Raw genomic sequence first — 20,894 nt, 5'->3', positions numbered from 1 at the left:
CGTGACCATAAGAAATCCTCGTTTCTGCATAGGATTTTCATGGCTAATTCACGGCGTTCTTTACGGATTTACACCTACCCCGAACGGATTCGTTCCGACAGGGATGGTATCGAGCAGCGTATTCGTCACGCCGAAGAAAAACGACAAGTTATTATCCATAGCGTTTGCCACGTAAATGGCGTTTGTTAACGGATTTACACCGACGCCTCGCGGTTCGTTGCCCGAAGCAAATGTTCCAAGCGCCGCATTCGTAAGTCCGTCTATGACCGTAACGGTGCCATCGCCGCTGTTGGCCACATAGATGCGGTTCGTGACAGGATTTACGTCGACGGCAACCGGGGATGCACCGACACCTATACCGCTTACGGGAAGATTGGAATTTCCCTCAATCGCCAAAACATCGTTGAACGATTCCCGAGCCACATAAACCGCATTGGTTGTCAGATTGACCTTTACTCCGAATGGATTTCCATCGATATTGTAAGAAATGAGAATGGCGTTCGAAGCGCCGTCCAATACCGTGAAATCTCCACCTTGACTTGCGACATAAATACGATTCGTAACCGAATTGACTGTGATGCCCCTCGGTCCGGTGCCTACATTGGCTATCGTGGCCATCACGCTGTTGGAGGACCCGTCTATGACCGTCACATCGTTGCTTCCTTGATTCGCGACGTAAATCCGGTTGGTTTGCGGATTCACGGCAACGGCTGAAGGCTGCGTACCGACGATAATATTGGTGATGAACATATTCGTCGCTCCGTCGTAGACGCCGATCGAATTGCTGCCTTGGTTGACTGCATAGAATCGGTCCGATACCAGGTTTACGGCAACCGCAACCGGCGATATGCCAACAGTAACGGTCGCTGCTACCGAATTGGTGTACCCGTTAATAACCGAAACTGTATTTGATCCGGTATTCGCCACATAGATGCGGTTAACCGGTGTGGGGATCTCAGGACCTGCCGGACCCGTCGGACCTGTCGCTCCTGTCGGACCTGTCGGACCCGTTGGACCCGTCGGACCTGTCGGACCCGTTGGACCCGTCGGACCTGTCGGACCTGTCGGACCCGTCGGACCAATTGGGCCTTGCATTCCGTCAAACGGATATGCTTGGACATCATCCACGAAAACTCCCGCGCTTCCGGCCATAGGAAGCGCATTGATCGTAATCAACGCTCGCGCAGTTCCCAAAGGGGCAGGCGACGTAACATTATAAATTTCCAACCATCCGTCGGTCGTTGACGCGTCGGGAATCCGATCGAAGGGGTTCGTCACGATCAGTCCCGATCCTAAAAAAGTATACGATGCATTATAGTATGACACAGATACTGTAACGGGCTTGCTCGGTTGAGAGCCGTTTTTGGCTAGCGAATATAAAATCTCCAGATTGTGCCCTTCCGTCAAAGGAACGTATTGAGATAAGTACGCGTTTGCATTCCCTCCTGCTAATAATGCGCTGTACGTGCCGGAATGGCTTTGCGCGCTATGGATGGAGGCATTCGCCGATAACCAGGGAGCCAATGCTCCTGTTTCGAACCTGCCGTTTACGACAACATTATTCAGCGGCAATTCTCACACCCCTTCGCTTGTTTACCTTTGTCATATATTAGGGTATGTCCGTTATTGATCTGAGACACGGTAACAGTGGAGTTTTTAAACCTATTTTTCCGGCAAAAACGGCAATAGGCGAACCCTTACCGGTCCTTTGTCCCTTTCCTCAAATATAAATATTTCATAAACTAATTCAACGCAATGTTTCGGAGGAGGTGTTCCCATCCTAATGTACAAAATAATTATTAACGTTTGCTGTAATCGGAAAAACAAACCTTGCCGAAAGCGTTCGAAAGACACCAATAGATGCTCGATTAAAAAAAAGAAAACATCCCGAAAGAGATGCAACTCTCAAAAATCACAATACTCCGTCATTAATCACATTAAAATAAACACGACGGCCCCGTACCCCATCGAACCTTCGATTGTCGTGAAACCGATGATCAGGAGGTATTTTTACATTGCTCCGAGTGACATCGACTTATCAGAAGAAACCGTTATATTTTCCAACAGTTTTGTAGACGATGCCGGAGAACCGGTCAGTGAACTGACTGATCACGGTCATAATGGCTACACAAATTTGTACATTAACGGCGTTCTGCAGGAAGGCAAAATATATTGCGTCAGACCTGATGCAATAACATTGGCTGCAACCGGTCAAAAGATCTCCGAAGGAACTCCAATAATTCTCGAATCGGTCGGTTTTTTCGCAAAGCTTGAGTGCAAATAGATTTATACTCCCTATAGTAAGCCCTGTCCTTTCGTTCAATAGCGAATAAACTAATGTTGAACACATCCTTTACGAAGGGAGGTACTTATTCATGGCATTACAGCTTATGAAGCTGCTTGTTACGGCAACGACTATTACGGAAACGGTTCCGACACCGGAAAAATTTTTTTACGTTACGGCAAGCACTACAGGCGCGGGTACGACATTAACAATTGATGCAGCGAGTTTTTTCGATGATTCCGGCGCAGCGGTGACCGCTCTTCCTGTGCTGGCAACGGATAACAGCATGTTTAATGTTTACATTAACGGCGTCCTGCAGATGCAAGGCATTTCCACCTATACGCCGGGTGCGACTACGGTGGGATCATTAGCAATTGCGGTACCGGCCGGCGGCGACTCGATCCCGTCGGGAACACCGATTGTGTTGGAAGTCATAAACTTTGCTCCGACCTCTTCGACGACGGTAGTCACTTAAAAACAAAGTCCCTGTTTTGTCGCTTAAGCGCAACAGAACAGGGACTTTCTTGCATATATAGCACAAGCCTTTCCTCTAACCAATCAGCCGGGAATATATCTCCGACAATTTTTTGCCAATGATTCCGCTATCATGAACGGCTTCGACGTAACGCCTTCCTTCGATCCCTTTCAGCCGCCGAAACTCCCCCGAAGCAAGCAATTGCTTCAATACATCGTATAAAGTTTCAGGATTCGCATTGCACACGGGAGGAATTGCAGGATAAGTGCCGGCCAAATCCGATCGAATATAAGCGATTACGGGCTTCCCGAGCGCCATGGCTTCAACGCTAAGCACTCCATATGAGCCGCACAATATTTGATCTACTATAATATCCGCGCTTCGATACAAAGCTATCGCTTTTTCATGGGGTTGCTTTTCCACCCGACAATATCTTAGAGGAAATTCCTTCCGCAGCTTCTCGATAACGCTCTCGATTGTAGCCGTTCCTTTAAAGAGCCGATTCGTCGGAGCGTGAACAATAAGCGGCTGCTTCTCCGATTCGTTCGGATAAACGGCACAATATCGCGTAACATCAATGGCAAGCGGCAATACGTGAACTGCTTTATAATACGGTTTAACGTAAGCGTATACTTCATAGTCTTGGATAATACAAGTTGAAATGAGCTCCGAAACTTTCGATAATTTATTATGAATATCTTCTTCCGGCGGAGAATCGCCGGTGTATACATACGGATTATTCAATGCGGCGACGCTTCTCGTTCTTACATCGTTTCCCCAATGATGCATTACCATCGGTTTATTCAGTCGTGAAACAATATCCAAATCGCCATAACCGGGCAAAATCGACATATTATAATGAAAATGGTATAAATCATAAAAATCCGCGATTTCCGAAAAACATTTGATTAGTTCGTATTTATCGATTGTTCTGATATTTGCCGAATAGTCGTGGAAAGTCCGGTACCTGTGAAACCCTGTCGCTTGATGTCCCATACGATTCAAAGCATTGCATAAAATCCCCACCTGCCCCCCGATTTCGATCGGCGCATGAATAATCCTCAATCCCATCACCATCCTTATTTACCCGCTGCATTACGGCTCATTAAAAAGAAAGGACGGATCGTTACATGCACTTTGCATCCAAAGGCAAATATTTATCGCCGCGTGAATTGAAAATACGAAATCACGTATGTGTATTGCCTTGCGGCGGAATTCCTCCGAACGGTTCTACAGTATGGGATCAACTCGAACTGGCTCCGTATGTTCACTTTATTTCGGACGAACGGGAGACGCCGCCAATGTTCGGAGGGTTTGTTTTTTTAGGAATATGCTCCAGGCCGGGTCGCTTCTTGCATCCTTTGTATACGGCTTTCGGGACCCCCGCCGACAAAGGCGATTGGATGGATTGGATTTACAGCCTTTTCTCTCCCGATTGCAACTTGCAAGCTTTATCCGTTCAAACCCGTCGTCCGTTGGATGTATGGGTTTCTATTCCATACCCGGATTCGCATCAAACGGATTTTGGGTATGTAAACGGCAGAAGGCTTAATTTCCAAATCGAGGATGACCGGTACGAAGCCGTAAAGTGGTGGATGGATTGTTTTCTCGAGCGATTCGAACAGGAAACCTCATTGAAAGAAAAGCTTCAGCTTCGGGGCTTCTTATGGACGAGAGAAAGCATTGACGCAAAAGACGAGCATGTTGTAATAGAAACTAATAAATATGTGAGGGCGAACGGTTATTTATCGATGTGGCTTCCTCATTACGGCGGCTCCGGCGCAATAAAATTCAACCGGCTTGGGTTTCATGTTGCAGCTTTTCATTCGAATTATTACGGAAATACGGACTACGGCGTGGAATGGATCGACCAAACCGCGTTATTTGCAAGATTGCTTCATGCAGGGATGCAAATTATTTACGGAAAAGGCGTACTGTACAACGACACTCATCTGTTTGACTATTTGAATCTCGGTCTTCCCGACAAGAACGATTATATGAGGGACTGCTTTCTCGTTTATCAATTCCCTAATCAAAAACTAAAGGACATGTGCATTTCGCATCCAGACGAGTACAAACTTATTTACTCCTTTATTAAGGGAGATTACGATAATTCATCATATCCTGGAATTACCTACTGAAAGCACTAACATGGAGTACAGCCCGCCTCGAATCGAGGGGGCTGCACAGTTCTTCTTTGTCCTTGCTAACGTCCCTCAGCCATATTACGTTATACGACTGGCGAAGTAAGGACGCTTACTTGGCCGAGATAATCTCCGTCCGTGCCCAGCGGATATGCCGCATCAAGCGGTGCGGTGACTGTAGTTGTGACGGTGACCTGCAAGCTTTGCAATGGACCTAGAGCCGCCGATACGACCGCATCTCCGGAACCGATCGCAACGTTTTGCTTATCACCGAGATTGGATATCGTAAACAACGTCGTATCCATAACGATGACGCCAAGCAAGTTGATGGCTTGCAATGAAACGGTCGACGTCGCCGTCTGATCGGCGGCATAAGCGAAGTTGACCGTTACGGGAAGCCCCACCGTAAAAATCGGCAGCAAATTGGAAGGGATTGTAAAGACAGACTGGAGTGTTACGGTTTCTCCGGGGCCGTCAAACGGCGAAAAGATATAGTTGCTGTTTCCGTCGATTACGGGCATTTCCGGATCTTTGGGTACGAATACAGGCACAGCAGGCAAAGAACCCAGGGGAGCCCCGGTATCGGCAATTACAAGTGTGTTAGTAGGATCTGTGAAAGCTTCTAAAATAAGAGGCATTCTATCACCTCCTTTCACAGTTTAATATATGCATTGCTGTTGCCGCCGAATTAAGTCGTTTCATCCAAGTAAAAAGCATATTTTGTTCATTGCTTCGCATCCAACAACCGTAAAGCCGTTTGTTGACTTTAGAAACCGGCACCCAATCGGAAAACATGGTTGTGCTCTCGACGGCCTGCCGTCACATTGCGCGTATCGAACACCAAAGGCGCCAATGCGATAATCCGATCGACCGGTATGCTGGAATGATCGGTATAAATAACGACACAGTCGCTGGCTTTTACTAAATCGTCCGTTAGTTCGACGCTATGCATCCGTTCGCCTTCGACCGAAATCTCGGAAATGAGCGGATCGTGGAAGAAGACGCGTTTGCCTTGATGTTTAAATAACGATATCAATTCAATGGCAGGCGATTCGCGAACATCGTTAACGTCTTTCTTATAAGCGACCCCATATACGAGGACACTCGGATTTGTTTTGTTCGAATGCTTCGTTAATAATAGCTCAACGCGATTTGCTATATACTCCGGAATCCAACGATTAATATTCGCTGAAAGTTCAATAAATCTGCTTATTTTTCCGTACTCTTTCGCTTTCCATTGCAGGTAGAGCGGATCGACCGGAATACAATGGCCGCCGACACCGGGTCCCGGATAATACGGCGTAAAACCGAACGGCTTCGTCTTCGCCGCTTCGATTACTTCCCATATATCGATATTCATTTCATCGCAAATAACGGCTATTTCATTAATGAAAGAAATGTTGACCATTCGCTGCGTATTTTCCAGCAGCTTTGTCATTTCGGCAACTTCCGTCGTAGAAACCGGTACGACACGATCGAATACTCGGCTATATAATTCGTAAGTTGCCGTCGCACAAGCTTTCGTCAATCCGCTCACGATTTTCGGAATAGTTTCCAAATCGAATTGTTTATTCCCCGGATCGATCCGTTCCGGGGAATATCCGATATGAAAGTCTTTGCCGGCGGTCAAGCCGCTTTGTATTTCTAATTCCGGCTTTAACACCTCGTTCGTCGTTCCCGGGTAGGTAGAACTTTCAAGAATAACGAGATGACCGGCGCGCAAATATTTGCCGATCTTAATAGCGGCGCTTTGGAGGTAAGACAAGTCGGGCGTACTATAGGTAGTGATTGGGGTAGGCACGCATATAATAATGGCATCGGCGATCGTTATACGTTCAAAAGCATCCGTTGGAAAAAAACGCCCGGAACGGCAAGCTTCGGCAAGCTCTTTGTCGCTAATATCCGGCAAATAACTTTTTTCCTTCGTTAAGCTTTCCAGTTTTTTTGCATCGACATCCAAACCGTATACCGTATAGCCCTTTTTCACAAATAATAGGGCTAAAGGAAGCCCCACGTATCCGAGTCCGACAACCGCAACTTTTACAACGCTCCGGACTTTGCCTGCGGTTACTCCTTTCATGTTCACTTTGCATCCTCCTTGTATAACTTATGCTTGGAATAATATGCCATCATCGAATAGGCCTTCCCGGGTTTCCGACAAACGTTTGGCCGGGCGGAACATGCTTTGTAATGACCGCGCCGGCTCCGACGATCGCTTCTTCGCCGATCGTAATGCCCGGCAGCAGGGTTGCATTATTCCCGATCTTGGCCCCTCGTTTAATGATCGGTCCTTGATGAGCATAGTTGCCCATGCCCATATACTTATCGTTGGAGGTAGAGCAGCATGGCCCGATAAATACTTGATCTTCAATGATCATGTCGCTTGTAATATAAGAAGAAGTTTGGATCGTGACGCGTTTGCCGATTACCGTCCTTGGTTCTACTACAACGTTCCTGCCTATGATTGTGCTTTCCCCAACCGTAACGCGCTCCCGAATGCTTGCCATATCTCCGACCAATACGTCCGATCCGAGGGTTACCCCTCTATAGATGACCACATTGCACCCGATCTTTACGCCATCGCCGATTTGTAGCGGAGCAAGTTCAGCCGGCGGCTTTAATGCCATTTTTTTATTGGAGGCAGGGATTTTCCCGAGCACGACCAAATCTCCGACGACGACCCCGTTGCCGATTTGAGTATCGGACTTGACGATGACTCCGTTTCCGATGACAACATCGTCCCCGATTACGACGCCTTCCTCAAACACAACGTGTTCTCCGATTGTAACGTTCTTCCCCTTGAGTAAAGGCTCTTGTCCCATATTTAACCGCTCCGCTTTCGTCATAATTTTTTATAAATATCGATTAACTTGCCTATGACATGTTCCGCGGAATGATTCCGTTCCACGTACAATCTCCCCTTTTGTCCTATTTCTACCCGCAATTGTCTATGTTTCAGGAGTTTCCTTAGCGTTTCATACAATGTGTCTGGATTCGCCGAAACGATCGGAAGATTCGGGTAATGCTTCAGCAAGTCGGGACGAATGTAACAAACGACCGGTTTTCCGAGAGCCATTGCTTCTACGCTTAAGTTTCCATACATTCCGCAAAGAATTTGGTCGATTACGATGTCCGCCTCCTGGTATAACCGTATTGCTTCCGAATGGTTTAAGCCTTCTACTAACCGGAATCGAAAGGGAGCTTCGGCTTGAAGCTTCTCGATCGTCTTCAAAACATGCTCCGTCCCCTTGAATTCCCGCTGTGTCGGCGCATGTACGACTAACGGACCCTCCTTCGATCTTTCCGTTTTGTAAACCGGTTGAATCGACTTCGTATCGATCAATCTCGGCAATACGTACACAGGCTTTCCCTGTTCCCGATAATAATCCGCCACATACCCATGCAGCTCATAATCTTGCACGATCGCTGCATTGACGTACTTAGCGAACAGGCGTAAATTGCTGTCTATCGTTTCCTCGGGAAACGAGCAATTCGCATTAACGTACGGATTTACGTATCCTTTCCCTTTAGCTGCACGGACTCTTGAACGTACATCGTTTCCCCTATGATGCATCACGATCTTTTTCCCCGCCTTGACGATCATGGGGATGTCCCGCTTATCCTCCAGAAACGTATAACTGTTATGAAAATGAAAAATATCGTATTCCCGAACGGCCATATCGAATATTTTGGCAAGCTCGAAAGTATCCGTATTGATTACTTTCCGGTACTTTAAATAGTTAGGAAAGTAGTTATAGCCCGTAGCATGAATACCGCTTTTCTTCAAAAAATCGCATATTATTCCGACCTGCCCTGCGATTTCCAAAGGAGCGTGGACAATTTTCATCCCGTATTTACCTCCTCCGCTCATTCCGCCCGTTTTTCCATCGTTTTCCGGTTCTCTTATGTTGTATTCAAGTTCGATTGAGCATGTTTGTACTCTACGGGAAAATGGTTGTCTGTCGCGGTCACTAAAAGATTTCTTTTCATATGATTTAGTACCGCGATTTTGATCTAAAGGGGTGAAAAGGTTGGTTGCTGCGTCTGCAAAAGGGTATTTATCGCCGAACGCATATCAATTGCGTAATCATATATGCGTGATTCCTTGCGGAGGACTGGCGGAGAACGATTCAATATGGACCCCTGAACATTTAAGGCCGTACGCCAAATACATCGTTAACGGCCAGGCCATCGACAACTTATTTGGCGGTTTCATATTTAATGGCATTTGCATGCGGGCAAATCACTATATTTGCCCGCTATTTGTAGGATTCGGGTCTCCTTCCGATCTCCATGATTGGCAATTGTGGATCGATTCCTTATTTTCCCCTGATGGAAACCTTCATGCACTGAACTCTGTGTTAGGAAACGAAAAAAGGGACGTTTGGATTTCCATTCCTTACCCGCATCCGTTTCAAAGCTGTTTCGGTCATGCGGAAGGGCGCAACCTTGATTTCAATGTGGAGGATGACCGATTTACGGCGGTCAAATGGTGGCTGGACCGGTTTCTGCACCGGTGGAGCATGGAGAGCAAGCTGCATTCCAAACTCGACCTGCGCGGCTTCTTATGGCAAAGAGAAGCCATCGACGAACTGGATGAAGCGCTTGTGAAACGCGTAAACGCCGAGATCCACTCCAGAAAACTTCTTAGTATGTGGCTGCCCAATTACGGCTCCTATGGGGTGCTCGAGTGGAAAAAGCTCGGTTTCCACGTCGTTGCTCTTAATTCCAATTATTACGGAAATACGAACTACGACCATAACTGGATTAAAAACACAACCATGTTTGCAAAATACTATCAGACGGGGATGCAGATCGTTTGGGGTAAAGGGCTGATCTATAACAACACTCACTTATTAGATTATTTAAACTTTGGGCTTGCGGAAAAATGCGGTTATATGACAGAGTCGTTGCTTGTGTATCAATTTCCTAATCAGAGACTGGGTACTCTGCAACAAACGAATATTGTCGATTATATTCGGCTGTATACGTTTGTCAAAGGTCTTTATAAACGAATCGATTATCGAGGCATTCCCTATTAAACAACTTGCATGGGGGTCGAACGTTTTTTTCCACGGTTGACCTCTTTTTTTATTTGGATTGCTGTTAAATAATAAAAGGCCGCTCTCGGTTGTTAACCGTGAAGCGGCCGCAGCGTTTTTAGTCCATTCTTACAAGCAAATAAGGAGGCTTCTCCCCGGAAATGTCCAGCTCCTCTTCCGTTACTAGGGAAATGTAAAGGCCATGGTTTTCTAAACTGCGAAAGCGCCAATCGTTCATTACATGAGTGACCGGGACGATTCCTTCCGGCGATTCCGGGGCAACGTCGAACGTTTCGGATTTCGTATCGTATTCGGGCTTCCAATATTGAATCCAGTTTTCATCCCAACCGCTGGCAATGCCGGTTACTTTCATTTGGAGAGGCGAATTTCTTTCGGGCAGGGGGATGCATAAGTTTGCCGAAGTAACCGTGTTATCGGGAGGAATGACCGCTACATTGAAAGAAACATGGATTTCTTTACCGACGATATACAGCCGGTTAGGGATAAAAAACATAAATTTCTCATATGAGGTCACGCAAGCTCCCCTCCGTTCAATGTCTCGCCGCCGGAGTAAATCCGTTCCAGCCGGTCCACCACGATTTCCTTTGCATGATAAGTTTCCGCATACTTGCGTCCCTTAGCGCCCAATTCTTCGCGCAACTCCGGATTGTCCAGAAGCAGTTTCATTTGCTCCGCCACGTTGTCCGGATTTGCATTCAATATAGGCAGGTCCTGCGGAAATTTGCTTATCAAATCTTCCCGTATATACGCGACGACCGGTTTACCGAGAGCCATCGCTTCCACGCTTAGCAAACCGTAAGACCCGCACCGGATTTGATCCACGATAAAGTCCGCATCGCGGTAAAGCCGTATGGCTTTTTCATGATTCATCTTTTCGATTCTGCGGTAATCGAAGTCGTATTTCATCTGCAAAGAACGAATCGCTTCTTCGATCACATGCGTCCCCTTAAAATCCGGATTGGTCGGCGCATGTAGAACGAGCGGTTTCTTCTTTTCCTTCTTTCCTGATGATGGAACGAATGCGGATAAATCAATGGAAATCGGCACGACATGAACTTTCTCGTAATACGGTTTTACATATTCGTAAACCTCGTAATCTTGCACGACTGCCTCTCGTATATACTCGGAAATTTGGCTCAAGCGTTCGTGTATTACTTCGTTGGGGAGAGAATCCCCGGTAAACACATACGGATTGTTTTTTCTGGCTGCGTCGTGAAACCGAACGTCGTTCCCCCAATGATGCATAATCATTTTTTTGCCTTTATCGCGGATGATCTCCAGGTCCTTGTATTGGGGGATCAAAGAGCTGGCGTAGTGGAAATGGAATAAGTCGAAAAAATTAATAATATGCCGATGGGTGTTCGCAATCTCGTGGGCGTTGGTGAGGATCAAATGATCCCTGTAACCCAAATAAGAATTGAATATATTGTAGCCTACCGCTTTGTGGCCCCGCCTCTTTAATTCCCCGCTCAAAATACCCATCTGTCCGGCAATTTCAATCGTCCCATGGAAAATATTCAAAGCTTTACCCCCCATTCAGCCAACGATACGTGCGTTCCAGCCCTTCCTCGAGTGTTGTTTTCGCTTTCCATCCGAGAGTGTATTGCAGCAGGTCGGAGTTCAAACACCGCCGGGTTACTACATCGACCTTGCGCTTAGGCGAAAACTGAGTTTGCGTCTTAGGACGCCCGGCAATTTGCAGAACGAGTTCAGCCAATCGATTGACCGACGTCTCCACCCCTGTTCCTACATTAAATACGCCGCCGACGGCCGCGGGCGATATTCCGGCGAGAAGCAGCGCCTCAATCACATCCTCAATATAAGTGAAATCCCTCGTTTGGGAACCGTCCCCGAATACGGTGAGCGGGAGTCCTCCGGCGGCCGCTTCGAAAAATTTGGCAATCACCCCGCAGTACGGATTGGATGTCAACTGGCCGGGACCGTATGCGTTGGATAATCTCAGAACGGTGACCGGCAGCTGATGCATCCGATGAAAGACCCGGCAGTAATGCTCGACGGACAGCTTGCTTGCGGCATAAGGAGTCGTTGTATCGTATTCGCTCTCGGGCGTAGGAAGTACAGATGCGTTTCCGTAAACGGAAGCGGTTGACGTATAAACAAAGCGCTGCAAATGCCGGCTTTTTTCCATTGCTTTTTTTAACAACAAATAACCGCCATATAGATTTACATGGAAATCGTCGTCCGTATTTTGCACGGACATCTCCAAATTACGGCAAGCCAGATGATAGATATGCTGGATGTCGCCCAAAACATTTTCAAGCAATTCATCGCTTACATAGGATTGTTTCATAAAGGTTATTTTGTTTGAAACGGGCAGCGCTGAAGGTTTGCTTGTCGAGCAATCGTCAATGACAATGATATGTTCCGATATTGGAAGCAGCCGGCGTACCAGATTAGAACCGACAAAGCCGGCTCCGCCCGTCACAAGTACGTTCCTGAAGGCGTGCGGCATTACCATCCCTCCAAGTCAGACATCATCGTGGTGGAAAAAGTAGTGATCGGCCCTTTCGTTACTTGGTTTGTGCGAAACGAATCGTACAAAGCAAATACGAGTTCCAGTGCTTTCTTGCCTTCGCGTCCGTTAACGATACCGGATTGAATACCCTTGATTGCTTGAAGAAATTTTTCGTGCATAACGAAATGTTCGTCGATACCGTCCATGTCGGGACACGTTATGGAAGAATCGCTGAATGACCATCGGCGAACTGTATTTAAGTTGATTCCGCTAATCCAAACGGTTCCCTGTTCCCCAAATAGGGCGATGCTGTTATCCATACTGTTGGGATAAGTCAGCGTATTCGCTTCAATCATGCCGACCGCGCCATTCTTGAATCTTATTAATCCTACCGCAAAGTCCTCCGTTTGTTTTGGTAACGGACCGCGCGTCAAAATTCCATAAACCGATTCATATTCCCCCAGAAACCATCCAAGCAGGTCAACCAAGTGAATACCTTGATTTAGAAGCATTCCCCCGTCTTGATCCCAAGTTCCGCGCCAACGAGCCGCTTCATAATAAGCCTCGTTCCTCTGTAACCTCATGGAAGCAACGCCAAGGTGAACCTTGCCCATGGCTCCCGATTCTATGATTTCCTTGATCCTTCTCATAACAGGTTTATAGCGCAGCTGATGACACACTTGCAGCTGCAGTCCGCTAGATTCGGCAAGGCGCACGAGGTTTTCGGCTTCCTCGGCCGAAAGGGCCAGCGGCTTTTCCACCATGACATGCTTTCCTCTTTCTAATGCGGCTTTCGCAATTTCTGCGTGCATAGCCGAATGAGTCGCGATTACGACCGCTTGTACTCGTTCATCCGCCAAAATCCCCGCTATGTCTTGGTAATGGGCGATTTTTTGAGCCGACCCGGAAATTTTACGATACTCTTGTTCAACCTGCTCCATACGTTCCGCGCGTATGTCGCACAAAGCGAAAATCCGTCCTTCGCTTAATTTGGCAATCGAGGAAATGTGCCGGTCGGCGATCCGGCCGCAACCAATCACTCCGTAACCGATCATGGCGAAGTCCTCCCCCCGACTTGAAACAATGCGTCGACAACTTGATCTTGTTCGTCTTCATGAAGGAAGGGACTTATAGGAATTGCCAAAAGCTGTTCGGACGCCCGCTCCGCCTCTTGAAAATCTCCGTGTCGATAGCCCAACGGCTTGTACGCTTCCTGTAAATGAAGCGGGCAAGGATAGTAGACGCCGGACTGTATTCCGGAGCGCTGCAGTTGCTCCTGCAACGCTTCTCTATGTTCCGTTCGAACGCAAAACAAATGATAAATATGCGTACGATCCTCAGCCTCCGGGGCGACGGACAGCAACGGGTGCCCCTTCAGTTTCTCCCGATAACGCTCGGCAAGCCTTCTTCTTTCCCGATTCCAACCGTCCGCCTGCTCAAGGGCGACCAGAAGGATTGAAGCGTGAAGCTCATCCAGCCGGCTGTTATATCCGATATCCGCATGAAAATATTTTTTGTTGCTGCCATGCTGCCGCAATCTGCGAATACGCTCCGCAAGCCGTTCATCCGAGGTTGCGACGATTCCGGCGTCGCCGATCGTGCTCAAATTTTTTGTCGGAAAGAAAGAGAAGCACGCCGCATGGCCGATTCCTCCCACAGGTTTCCCTTTATATTCGGCTCCGAACGCTTGACAGGCGTCCTCGATCACCCGTAATCCGTGTTTTGCGGCGATCGCCATAATCTCATCCATGTCTGCGGGTTGGCCGAACAAATGAACCGGAATGATCGCCTTTGTCGCCGGAGTAATTTTCTCTTCAATCAGAGCAGGATTCATATTGTAAGTAACCGGACTGATATCGACGAACACCGGTACGGCTCCGACGCGCGATATCGCTTCGGCGGTAGCGATGAATGTAAACGGAGTAGTGATCACTTCATCCCCGGGTCCGATTCCCATGGCATCCAATGTCAAGACCAACGCATCCGTTCCGTTAGCGACACCGATGGCATTCGTCACTTGAAGCCTATCGGCTATCGTTTCCTCCAATCGCTTCACTTTAGGCCCCAAAATATACGTTCCCGAATCGATCGTATCTTCGATTTGCCGCAATATGTCGGCTTTTAGAGACTGAAACTGGCGCCTAAGCGGTACTAATTCGATCATGCATTTCCACTCTCCTTTGCAAGCCTCAGCTGTTTCAATACACCCGGCCACGCCTTTGCCAGCCGATGATTGAAGGTATGATATCGCAATACTTTCTCCCGGGCCTGCCTTCCGATTCGCAGCCGCTCTTCCGGCCGCTTCAAGTAGTAAGCCGCTTTTTCCAAAGTTTCTTCCGGGCCGGAAGACAAGGCGAGATGTTCTCCGTCCTTAAACAATCGTTCCAATTCGTCCGTCCGGCTAGCCAGCATAAACGCCCCTGTACCCATAATTTCGAAGGTTCGCTGGGTTACCTGGTCTAGCGCGTTTTGCACGCCAAGCACAATTTTGCTCTTGTTGTAAACCGTTGCCGTCTGTTTATATGGCAAATACCCTTGATACCAATCGGGGGGAACGGATACGCCGAACTCTCGAATTAACAGCGACTCGTTGTCGGGCCAATTCATTCCCCAAACCTTCAATTCCACTCCGGCTTTGACGAAGGGGAACACAAGATGCTTCAAGCTTTCATACCGATAGGTCCGCGTCTCGAGATGCGTTGTCCCGACAAATGAAATATCGTACGCTTCATCCGACAAATCTTTTTTGGGCGGGAACGTGTTGGGATGATATGCGAAATTGAAATATTCCGAGATAAAGCCGAGTTCTTCATATTTAGAGACGCATTCCGGATGGATCGTCCAGACGATGTCCGGTTTTACTCTCATTACGTACGGCAGCGAAACGGCTTCGAAGTGGATTTTATCTTCGACCGCCCAATAAATGTGCAGCATCCGGTATTTTTTGCACAACTCCGGAAGCATATCGAGCGTCGGTTCCATCGGTTTATCGAAACCGACAGTAACTAACAAATCCGGCTGAAAATAAGCGATGCCCGCTTCAATTTCCCTCAAATTCCATGAAGTTTGGCAGCAAACCTGGTGGCCCATCCTGCAAAGCGCGTCGCCCAAACTATTGATGTAGCTTGAAAGATGATTCAAGAAAAATATGCGGCATGCTTTCACCCATGATCACCCCCCAAACTCACAGTATGAAAGAAGAAAAAAAAGGAAACGGCGCATGCCGTTCCCTTCTCCTTCAAATGATATGACGTTCGTTGCATTCATACTTTCAGCTTTCGGTATATTTCAAGCAAACCTTGGGCTACGACATCGATATGATGGTGCTTTTCCGCATACTTTCTTCCCTTCATGCCTGCTTCATATCGAAGCTTCGGCTCAGTTATGACTTCCTTCAAAACCGAATAAATATGATCCGGATCGGCGGAAATAATCGGAGGCTCCTCCGGGAACAATCCCTTCAAATCCTCGCGAATAAATCCGATAACCGGTTTTCCCATACTCATCGCCTCAACGGCAAACAAACCGTAGGTGCCGCATAATATTTGATCGACAACGATATCCGCTTCCCGATAATATTTCAGCGCTTCGACATTGCTCAGGTTCTCGATTCTTTGATACCGAAATGAAACGCCTTCGTCCCGCAATTGTTCCAACGCCTCCTCTATAAAAGACGTCCCTTTAAAAAGCGGATTCGTAGGCGCATGGATCACTAACGGATTCGGCTCGTTCACGGAAGGATATTGCGGCGCAACGGATAAGACATCGAACGCAATCGGCAATACGTGCACTTTTTTATAATATGGCGCTACATAAGGGTATACCTCGTAGTCTTGCACGATCGCATGTTCAATCCATTGCGCTAATTTCGTCAATCGGTCGTGAATGTAATCGGACGGAGGAGAATCTCCCGTATAAACATACGGGTTCTTCATAGCGGCGAGCTGGTGCGTGCGTACGTCGTTTCCCCAATGATGCATTATCATACTCTTTCCAAGCGAACGGATTTGTTCAAGGTCTGAAAAATCCTGGGTCATCGTAGCCGCGTAGTGGAAATGAAATACATCGAAATAACGGATTGCGTCTTGCAATATCCATTCCAATTCAAAAATGTCAACATTGTGTACATGCTCGCGATAATTCAAATAAGTATGAAACGTATTGAAGGCTTCGGAAGTTACCCCCAATCGTTGCAAGCCTTTGCTTAGTATCCCCATCTGTCCGGCTATTTCGATCGGGCAGTGCATGACCCGCATAAGATCTCCTCCTCGCAGATTGCCCTGTTGCATTTACACTCCTTTAATATACGAATGGAGCGTCCGGTATAACGGATCCGATGTTTTAAACAAATGCCCGGCCCCGACTTCCCCAATTTCAAATATTTGGAGAGAATGCGCGAACAGCTCTCTGCCGATATTCAACAATTCGGGCAGCTGATTGAGGGAGACGCGGGGGTCCCCCCAAACGATTACTCCAAGCTGATATTTGTTGCAAAAGGAGACCGCGCTTTTCACCCACTCGGCCCCTCTCGGATCTTTATTCGCAAACAAAGGCCGCGTAAACACGAAATCGAAGCCTAGTTGAGAGCCCTCCCATGCTTTTGCCGTTCCGTAATTTTGGCACCAGATCAATTTCAATTTTTTATCATGGATGTATCGGCTTATTGCGGCAAGTAACGACTCGTCGTTCGGTTCCAAAGAATTTTTCGTCCAGGCGAACCCGCATAATCTGGCGTTATGACCGCTTGCTTTGCGACTTACATAATTCCATGCTTCCAATAATCGATCGATCCACCACGTTAACGCGATCTCCCGGTCTGACGGATTCGCTTGAAAATTAAGCTGCCTCCCTTTGTAAACGCCAAAATCTTGTTTCGTTTCGAGCGGATACGGCAATGCCACCCATAGATCAAGGGCGTTCCCTTTCGGCCGTAAAGCCGAGATTTGCAAAGCCATCGAAAGATTACGATCTTTTTGAAACAATACGTCTAAAGCTTGCTTCCAAGCCGTCATTGTCGGAGGCTTTCCGAATCCGATCGCCTTGCCGGACATAATTTCCTCGTTGATCGACCGATCCGCTTCAAACAATAAGCCTCCAAACATGGAATCCGCGATGTTCCCATTATCGACATACAATATATTGGGCAATAAATCTTCCTTTGTCCAAGAGCGAATTTGACTGCCCGTTACCGAACGAAGATATCCGCAATGGACGATGTGATTGTTTAGTCCGCTTGAAGCCGGAGTCAATAAGGGCATCCTGTTCCCTCCTTATAGTTCTTTGTATATTCTAAGCAATTGGGGCATCACGACCTGTACGTCGTGATGCCCTGCAACGAATTGCCGGCCTTTACGGCCCAACTCGTGACGGAGCGAGGGGTTGGTTATCAATTCCCCCAAAACTCCTTCGAGCTGCAAAGGGCTTGCGGAGACGATCGGCAGATCTTTGGGGAACCAGGGCCTCAAATCGTCGCGTATATAGGCGACGACGGGCTTCCCCATTGCCATCGCCTCGACGCTTAGTAAGCCGTAAGTACCGCACAACACTTGATCGATCACAATGTCCGAACGCATATACCAATCCATCGCTTCCCGATGGCTCATTTTCTCAATGCGCTTATATATGAATTTCATATGGTTCCGCAATTTTTCCAAAGCCGACTCAATGTATTTCGTCCCTTTAAACTCGATATTCGTCGGCGCATGAACGATTAACGGGGTATTGTTATGAATGCTTGGTACGGCATGTTTTATGGAAGAAGCGTCGATCGCCAGCGGAAGGGTGTAAATGTTTTTGTAATATGGAGCAATATACCGATACAACTCATGATCTTGAATAATAGCCGTGTCAATATAAGAAGAGATTAGCGTCAGCCGGCGGCTAATTTCTTCCCAAGTGTAATAGCTCGGAGGAAGCTTAAAAGCCTGCTCCCCGTTAACGGCTTCTACGTTCCGCACATCGTTGCCCCAATGGTGCATTACGGCTTTTTTGCCCATTTTTCGTAACAGCGACAAATCCGTAAAATCTTTGAAAAACGTGCTGCCGTTATGAAAATGGACGATGTCCGCAAATTGATATACGGAAAGTATCATTTTCCCGATCTCATAAGCGTCCGTTTGAACGATCGGGCTTTGGTATTGAAAGTAGTTTCTGTACCAATTGTATCCGTTCGCCGTCCAACCGCTCTTTCTTAATTGTTTACAGTAAATTCCCATCTGACCTGCAATATCAACCGGTCCGTGAAGCACATTAACCACGATACCATCTCCACTGGCCGGAAATTAATACTTGATTCCCGGGTAGGTTGTTTTTTTATAGGTTCCCTTAATAAACGAATATAGCCTTTTATAATCCAAATTGTTTTCCCGATAAATATCGTTCATGGTCTGATTAGGCAATTCGTAAACAAAAAAACAATCCTGAATCGCTTTGTTCAGTAACATTACATTAAGGTAATCCGATAAATGATGTTCGCTATAAATCAACCCTTTTCCGTACGTAATTTGCAAGCCGGTATGATGCACCCGGGCGAATTTGCAGGCATGATGAATCCAATTATAGTCGCAAGGAGTGTTTCCATAATAATTGGAACCCATCGCCGTAATATCAAAGCCGAGTTCATTGCATTTGTTATACCCGTAAGATCCGAAGTTGGGGAGCCACATACTGTAGAACCCTTTGCTTTTAATATACTGATTGACTCGTTTCACCAACGATTCGTCGATGCCGTCGACCGCTTCCCGCTGCCACAAAAAACCGCGGAAGTTCAAGTTTTCTTCAAGCCGATAATCCGTCTTCCAGCATCTGATAAATTGTTCGATCCACCAAACGACCGCTTGATACCGATGCTCCTCCGATCCGAAATCGAGATTGCTGCCGCCAACGATTCCGAAGCTCGACTGACTTGGATGGGGATACGGAATCGATACCCATATATCCAACGAAGGGCAGCCATGCCTCCTGACGATTTCAAATAAGGAATACAGATTGGCGTTCGGCGCGAATAACGATTCGATCCATCTCAACCAATCGTTCTTATTCGAAGGCTCGCCGAATCCCACAAACAACGGATGAAGGAATCGGTCTTTTCCTACCGAGAGCCCGTGAAAAACAAATCCGCCGAACATCCTGTCAACCGCTAACGCTTTTGAAAAATATGAAACGTACTTTTCCAAGTCCGTCTCGGTCCATAACAGAACGTCTTGTGCCGATAGTCCCCCGCAAGGAAGTACGACAACATGATTTTGTATCGAGAAAGCCGATGGTGACAAATACCCCAATTGCTGCATATTAGTCATTTATCTACCACCTTTTCAGCTTGTTTACATACAGTATATGTGAACCCGAAATAGCCTGTTATTCTCAAAGAGCACATTTTCCCAAGGACGCGGACAACGATTCCGTGTACTGAATAAACAGGTATTAATGAAAAGCGGGGAGGTCAGCAATGTGATTGTTGTTCACGCACCGTCCGAAATCGCAAGTCAGATGGGGACGCTTTGTTACGGTTTGCGGCGAGCGGGGGTTCGAGCTAACGGGTACAATTGGTTTCGCTCCTATATCGGTTACAAGCTAAATATTGTGAATACGGATGCTTACGAACTCGCGAAATTAATAGATCCTCTCGTCAAGTACTGCGACATCTTTCACTTTCATAACGGCAATACGTTCGTTACCGATAACTTGGATTTGCCGTTGATCGCGGAAACCGGAAAAAAGCTCGTCATGCATCATTGGGGCAACGACGTCCGATCGTCGCAGCGAAATCGTAAATTAAATCCGTATTCGCTGCCCCCGAGCTATTTGAGCGACGAACAAATTCATAAAAGACTTTTGTTTTTATCCAAGTACATTCCGGCAGCCGTCGTCCAAGATTTCGAAGTATTTCCGTATGTCAGCGATTATTACCGGAAGGTGTTCGTACTTCCGCTTGCTTGCGATATAAGCAGCTTTACTCCTTCATATCCGCAAGCCAATCAAAGAGAGCTGACGATCGTCCACGCGCCGACGAATCGTGATTTTAAAGGAAGCGACCATGTCGAGCGGGCCATAAAGCTTCTTAATAAAAAAGCGAGGTTTACTTATAAGCTTGTTGAAAGGATGAACCATGAGCAGGCGCTTGCCGCGTATCAATCCGCGGATATTGTGATCGATCAATTGCTGTGCGGGTCATACGGAATGGTGAGCGTGGAAGCGATGGCCATGGGAAAAGTCGTGGTCGCCTTCGTTCGCGACGATGTTCGCGAGCGGCTCCCCCCCGATTTGCCGATAGTAGTGGCAAATCCCGATACGTTATACAGTGTTCTGCTTCATTTATTTAAAAATCCGGAGCTGCGCCATGAAATCGGAAAGGCGAGCCGTGCATTTGCGGAAAAACACCACTCCGTCGAACATGTCGCAAATCAACTTATAACTATATATCGCCAGCTATGAACAGTGAAGGAGGATTTCA

Annotated in this window: 21 protein-coding genes; 5 read left to right on the top strand and 16 right to left on the bottom strand. The window is 47.2% G+C overall.

Going from position 1 to position 20,894, the window contains the following annotated elements; translation table 11 throughout:
• Nucleotides 1-60 precede the first annotated feature (60 nt).
• On the bottom strand, nucleotides 61-1,572 hold the full coding sequence (locus PT964_RS12405) for an NTTRR-F1 domain (RefSeq protein ID WP_274363663.1): 1,512 nt from the start codon (nucleotides 1,570-1,572) through the stop codon (nucleotides 61-63).
• Nucleotides 1,573-1,783: 211 nt separating this feature from the next.
• Here PT964_RS12405 and PT964_RS26540 point away from each other — a divergent pair, with 211 nt between their 5' ends.
• Nucleotides 1,784-2,284 (top strand): DUF4183 domain-containing protein, encoded by a 501-nt coding sequence (locus tag PT964_RS26540; protein ID WP_425262710.1) that lies wholly within the window; start codon nucleotides 1,784-1,786, stop codon nucleotides 2,282-2,284.
• Between the two features lie 91 nt (nucleotides 2,285-2,375).
• Complete coding sequence (locus tag PT964_RS12400; RefSeq protein WP_274363662.1) at nucleotides 2,376-2,759, top strand: DUF4183 domain-containing protein; 384 nt, start codon at nucleotides 2,376-2,378, stop codon at nucleotides 2,757-2,759.
• A 75-nt stretch (nucleotides 2,760-2,834) separates the two neighbouring features.
• On the opposite strand, the gene PT964_RS12395 is transcribed toward PT964_RS12400, so the two are convergent.
• Nucleotides 2,835-3,824 carry a glycosyltransferase family protein gene (locus PT964_RS12395; RefSeq protein WP_274363661.1) on the bottom strand — a complete coding sequence of 330 codons (990 nt, stop codon included), beginning with the start codon at nucleotides 3,822-3,824 and terminating at the stop codon, nucleotides 2,835-2,837.
• Between the two features lie 65 nt (nucleotides 3,825-3,889).
• Between PT964_RS12395 and PT964_RS12390 the strand changes: the two genes are divergently transcribed.
• Nucleotides 3,890-4,900: a DUF4855 domain-containing protein gene (locus PT964_RS12390; RefSeq protein ID WP_274363660.1), complete on the top strand. Its 1,011-nt coding sequence runs from the start codon at nucleotides 3,890-3,892 to the stop codon at nucleotides 4,898-4,900.
• A gap of 89 nt (nucleotides 4,901-4,989) precedes the next feature.
• Here PT964_RS12390 and PT964_RS12385 read toward each other — a convergent pair whose 3' ends face one another.
• The 4 genes from PT964_RS12385 to PT964_RS12370 form a co-directional block, all read right to left on the bottom strand.
• The gene (locus PT964_RS12385; protein ID WP_274363659.1) at nucleotides 4,990-5,541 is read right to left on the bottom strand and encodes a hypothetical protein; all 552 of its coding nucleotides are present in this window, start codon (nucleotides 5,539-5,541) and stop codon (nucleotides 4,990-4,992) included.
• A 128-nt stretch (nucleotides 5,542-5,669) separates the two neighbouring features.
• Nucleotides 5,670-6,983 carry a nucleotide sugar dehydrogenase gene (locus PT964_RS12380; protein ID WP_274363686.1) on the bottom strand — a complete coding sequence of 438 codons (1,314 nt, stop codon included), beginning with the start codon at nucleotides 6,981-6,983 and terminating at the stop codon, nucleotides 5,670-5,672.
• A 49-nt stretch (nucleotides 6,984-7,032) separates the two neighbouring features.
• On the bottom strand, nucleotides 7,033-7,725 hold the full coding sequence (locus PT964_RS12375) for an acyltransferase (protein WP_274363658.1): 693 nt from the start codon (nucleotides 7,723-7,725) through the stop codon (nucleotides 7,033-7,035).
• Between the two features lie 20 nt (nucleotides 7,726-7,745).
• Nucleotides 7,746-8,750 (bottom strand): glycosyltransferase, encoded by a 1,005-nt coding sequence (locus tag PT964_RS12370; RefSeq protein WP_274363657.1) that lies wholly within the window; start codon nucleotides 8,748-8,750, stop codon nucleotides 7,746-7,748.
• Between the two features lie 175 nt (nucleotides 8,751-8,925).
• Here PT964_RS12370 and PT964_RS12365 point away from each other — a divergent pair, with 175 nt between their 5' ends.
• Entirely contained in the window at nucleotides 8,926-9,945 is a 1,020-nt protein-coding gene (locus PT964_RS12365; protein ID WP_337995026.1) for a DUF4855 domain-containing protein, read from the top strand.
• A gap of 118 nt (nucleotides 9,946-10,063) precedes the next feature.
• Here the strand turns inward: PT964_RS12365 and PT964_RS12360 are convergent, their stop codons facing one another.
• From PT964_RS12360 to PT964_RS12315, 10 genes are all read right to left on the bottom strand, one after another.
• Entirely contained in the window at nucleotides 10,064-10,480 is a 417-nt protein-coding gene (locus PT964_RS12360) for a hypothetical protein (RefSeq protein ID WP_274363656.1), read from the bottom strand.
• Nucleotides 10,477-11,487: a glycosyltransferase family 4 protein gene (locus PT964_RS12355; protein ID WP_274363655.1), complete on the bottom strand. Its 1,011-nt coding sequence runs from the start codon at nucleotides 11,485-11,487 to the stop codon at nucleotides 10,477-10,479. The genes PT964_RS12360 and PT964_RS12355 overlap by 4 nt, the downstream gene beginning before the upstream one ends.
• Nucleotides 11,488-11,491: 4 nt before the next feature.
• Complete coding sequence (locus tag PT964_RS12350) at nucleotides 11,492-12,439, bottom strand: NAD-dependent epimerase/dehydratase family protein (RefSeq protein WP_274363654.1); 948 nt, start codon at nucleotides 12,437-12,439, stop codon at nucleotides 11,492-11,494.
• Nucleotides 12,439-13,497 (bottom strand): Gfo/Idh/MocA family protein, encoded by a 1,059-nt coding sequence (locus PT964_RS12345; protein ID WP_274363653.1) that lies wholly within the window; start codon nucleotides 13,495-13,497, stop codon nucleotides 12,439-12,441. The genes PT964_RS12350 and PT964_RS12345 overlap by 1 nt, the downstream gene beginning before the upstream one ends.
• A complete protein-coding gene (locus PT964_RS12340) occupies nucleotides 13,494-14,606 on the bottom strand; it encodes a DegT/DnrJ/EryC1/StrS family aminotransferase (protein ID WP_274363652.1) in 1,113 nt (370 codons plus the stop codon). The genes PT964_RS12345 and PT964_RS12340 overlap by 4 nt, the downstream gene beginning before the upstream one ends.
• The gene (locus PT964_RS12335; RefSeq protein ID WP_274363651.1) at nucleotides 14,603-15,607 is read right to left on the bottom strand and encodes a CgeB family protein; all 1,005 of its coding nucleotides are present in this window, start codon (nucleotides 15,605-15,607) and stop codon (nucleotides 14,603-14,605) included. Before PT964_RS12335 ends, PT964_RS12340 begins: the two co-directional genes overlap by 4 nt.
• A 98-nt stretch (nucleotides 15,608-15,705) precedes the next feature.
• Nucleotides 15,706-16,698, bottom strand: a complete 993-nt coding sequence (locus tag PT964_RS12330) for a glycosyltransferase (RefSeq protein ID WP_274363650.1) — start codon at nucleotides 16,696-16,698, stop codon at nucleotides 15,706-15,708.
• A gap of 33 nt (nucleotides 16,699-16,731) precedes the next feature.
• Nucleotides 16,732-17,700, bottom strand: a complete 969-nt coding sequence (locus PT964_RS12325; protein WP_274363649.1) for a DUF4855 domain-containing protein — start codon at nucleotides 17,698-17,700, stop codon at nucleotides 16,732-16,734.
• Between the two features lie 12 nt (nucleotides 17,701-17,712).
• On the bottom strand, nucleotides 17,713-18,699 hold the full coding sequence (locus PT964_RS12320) for a glycosyltransferase family protein (protein WP_274363648.1): 987 nt from the start codon (nucleotides 18,697-18,699) through the stop codon (nucleotides 17,713-17,715).
• Nucleotides 18,700-18,723: 24 nt separating this feature from the next.
• Nucleotides 18,724-19,740, bottom strand: a complete 1,017-nt coding sequence (locus PT964_RS12315; RefSeq protein ID WP_274363647.1) for a DUF4855 domain-containing protein — start codon at nucleotides 19,738-19,740, stop codon at nucleotides 18,724-18,726.
• A gap of 151 nt (nucleotides 19,741-19,891) precedes the next feature.
• Between PT964_RS12315 and PT964_RS12310 the strand changes: the two genes are divergently transcribed.
• Nucleotides 19,892-20,875, top strand: coding sequence for a glycosyltransferase family 4 protein (locus PT964_RS12310; RefSeq protein WP_274363646.1), 984 nt, complete (start codon nucleotides 19,892-19,894; stop codon nucleotides 20,873-20,875).
• Nucleotides 20,876-20,894: the final 19 nt, after the last annotated feature.

Source organism: Paenibacillus thermotolerans, assembly GCF_028745515.1.
In the GTDB taxonomy this organism is placed as follows: Bacteria; Bacillota; Bacilli; order Paenibacillales; family YIM-B00363; genus Paenibacillus_AE; species Paenibacillus_AE thermotolerans.
Note: the sequence above shows the minus strand (reverse complement) of the source record. Positions and strands in the feature narration are given on the sequence as shown.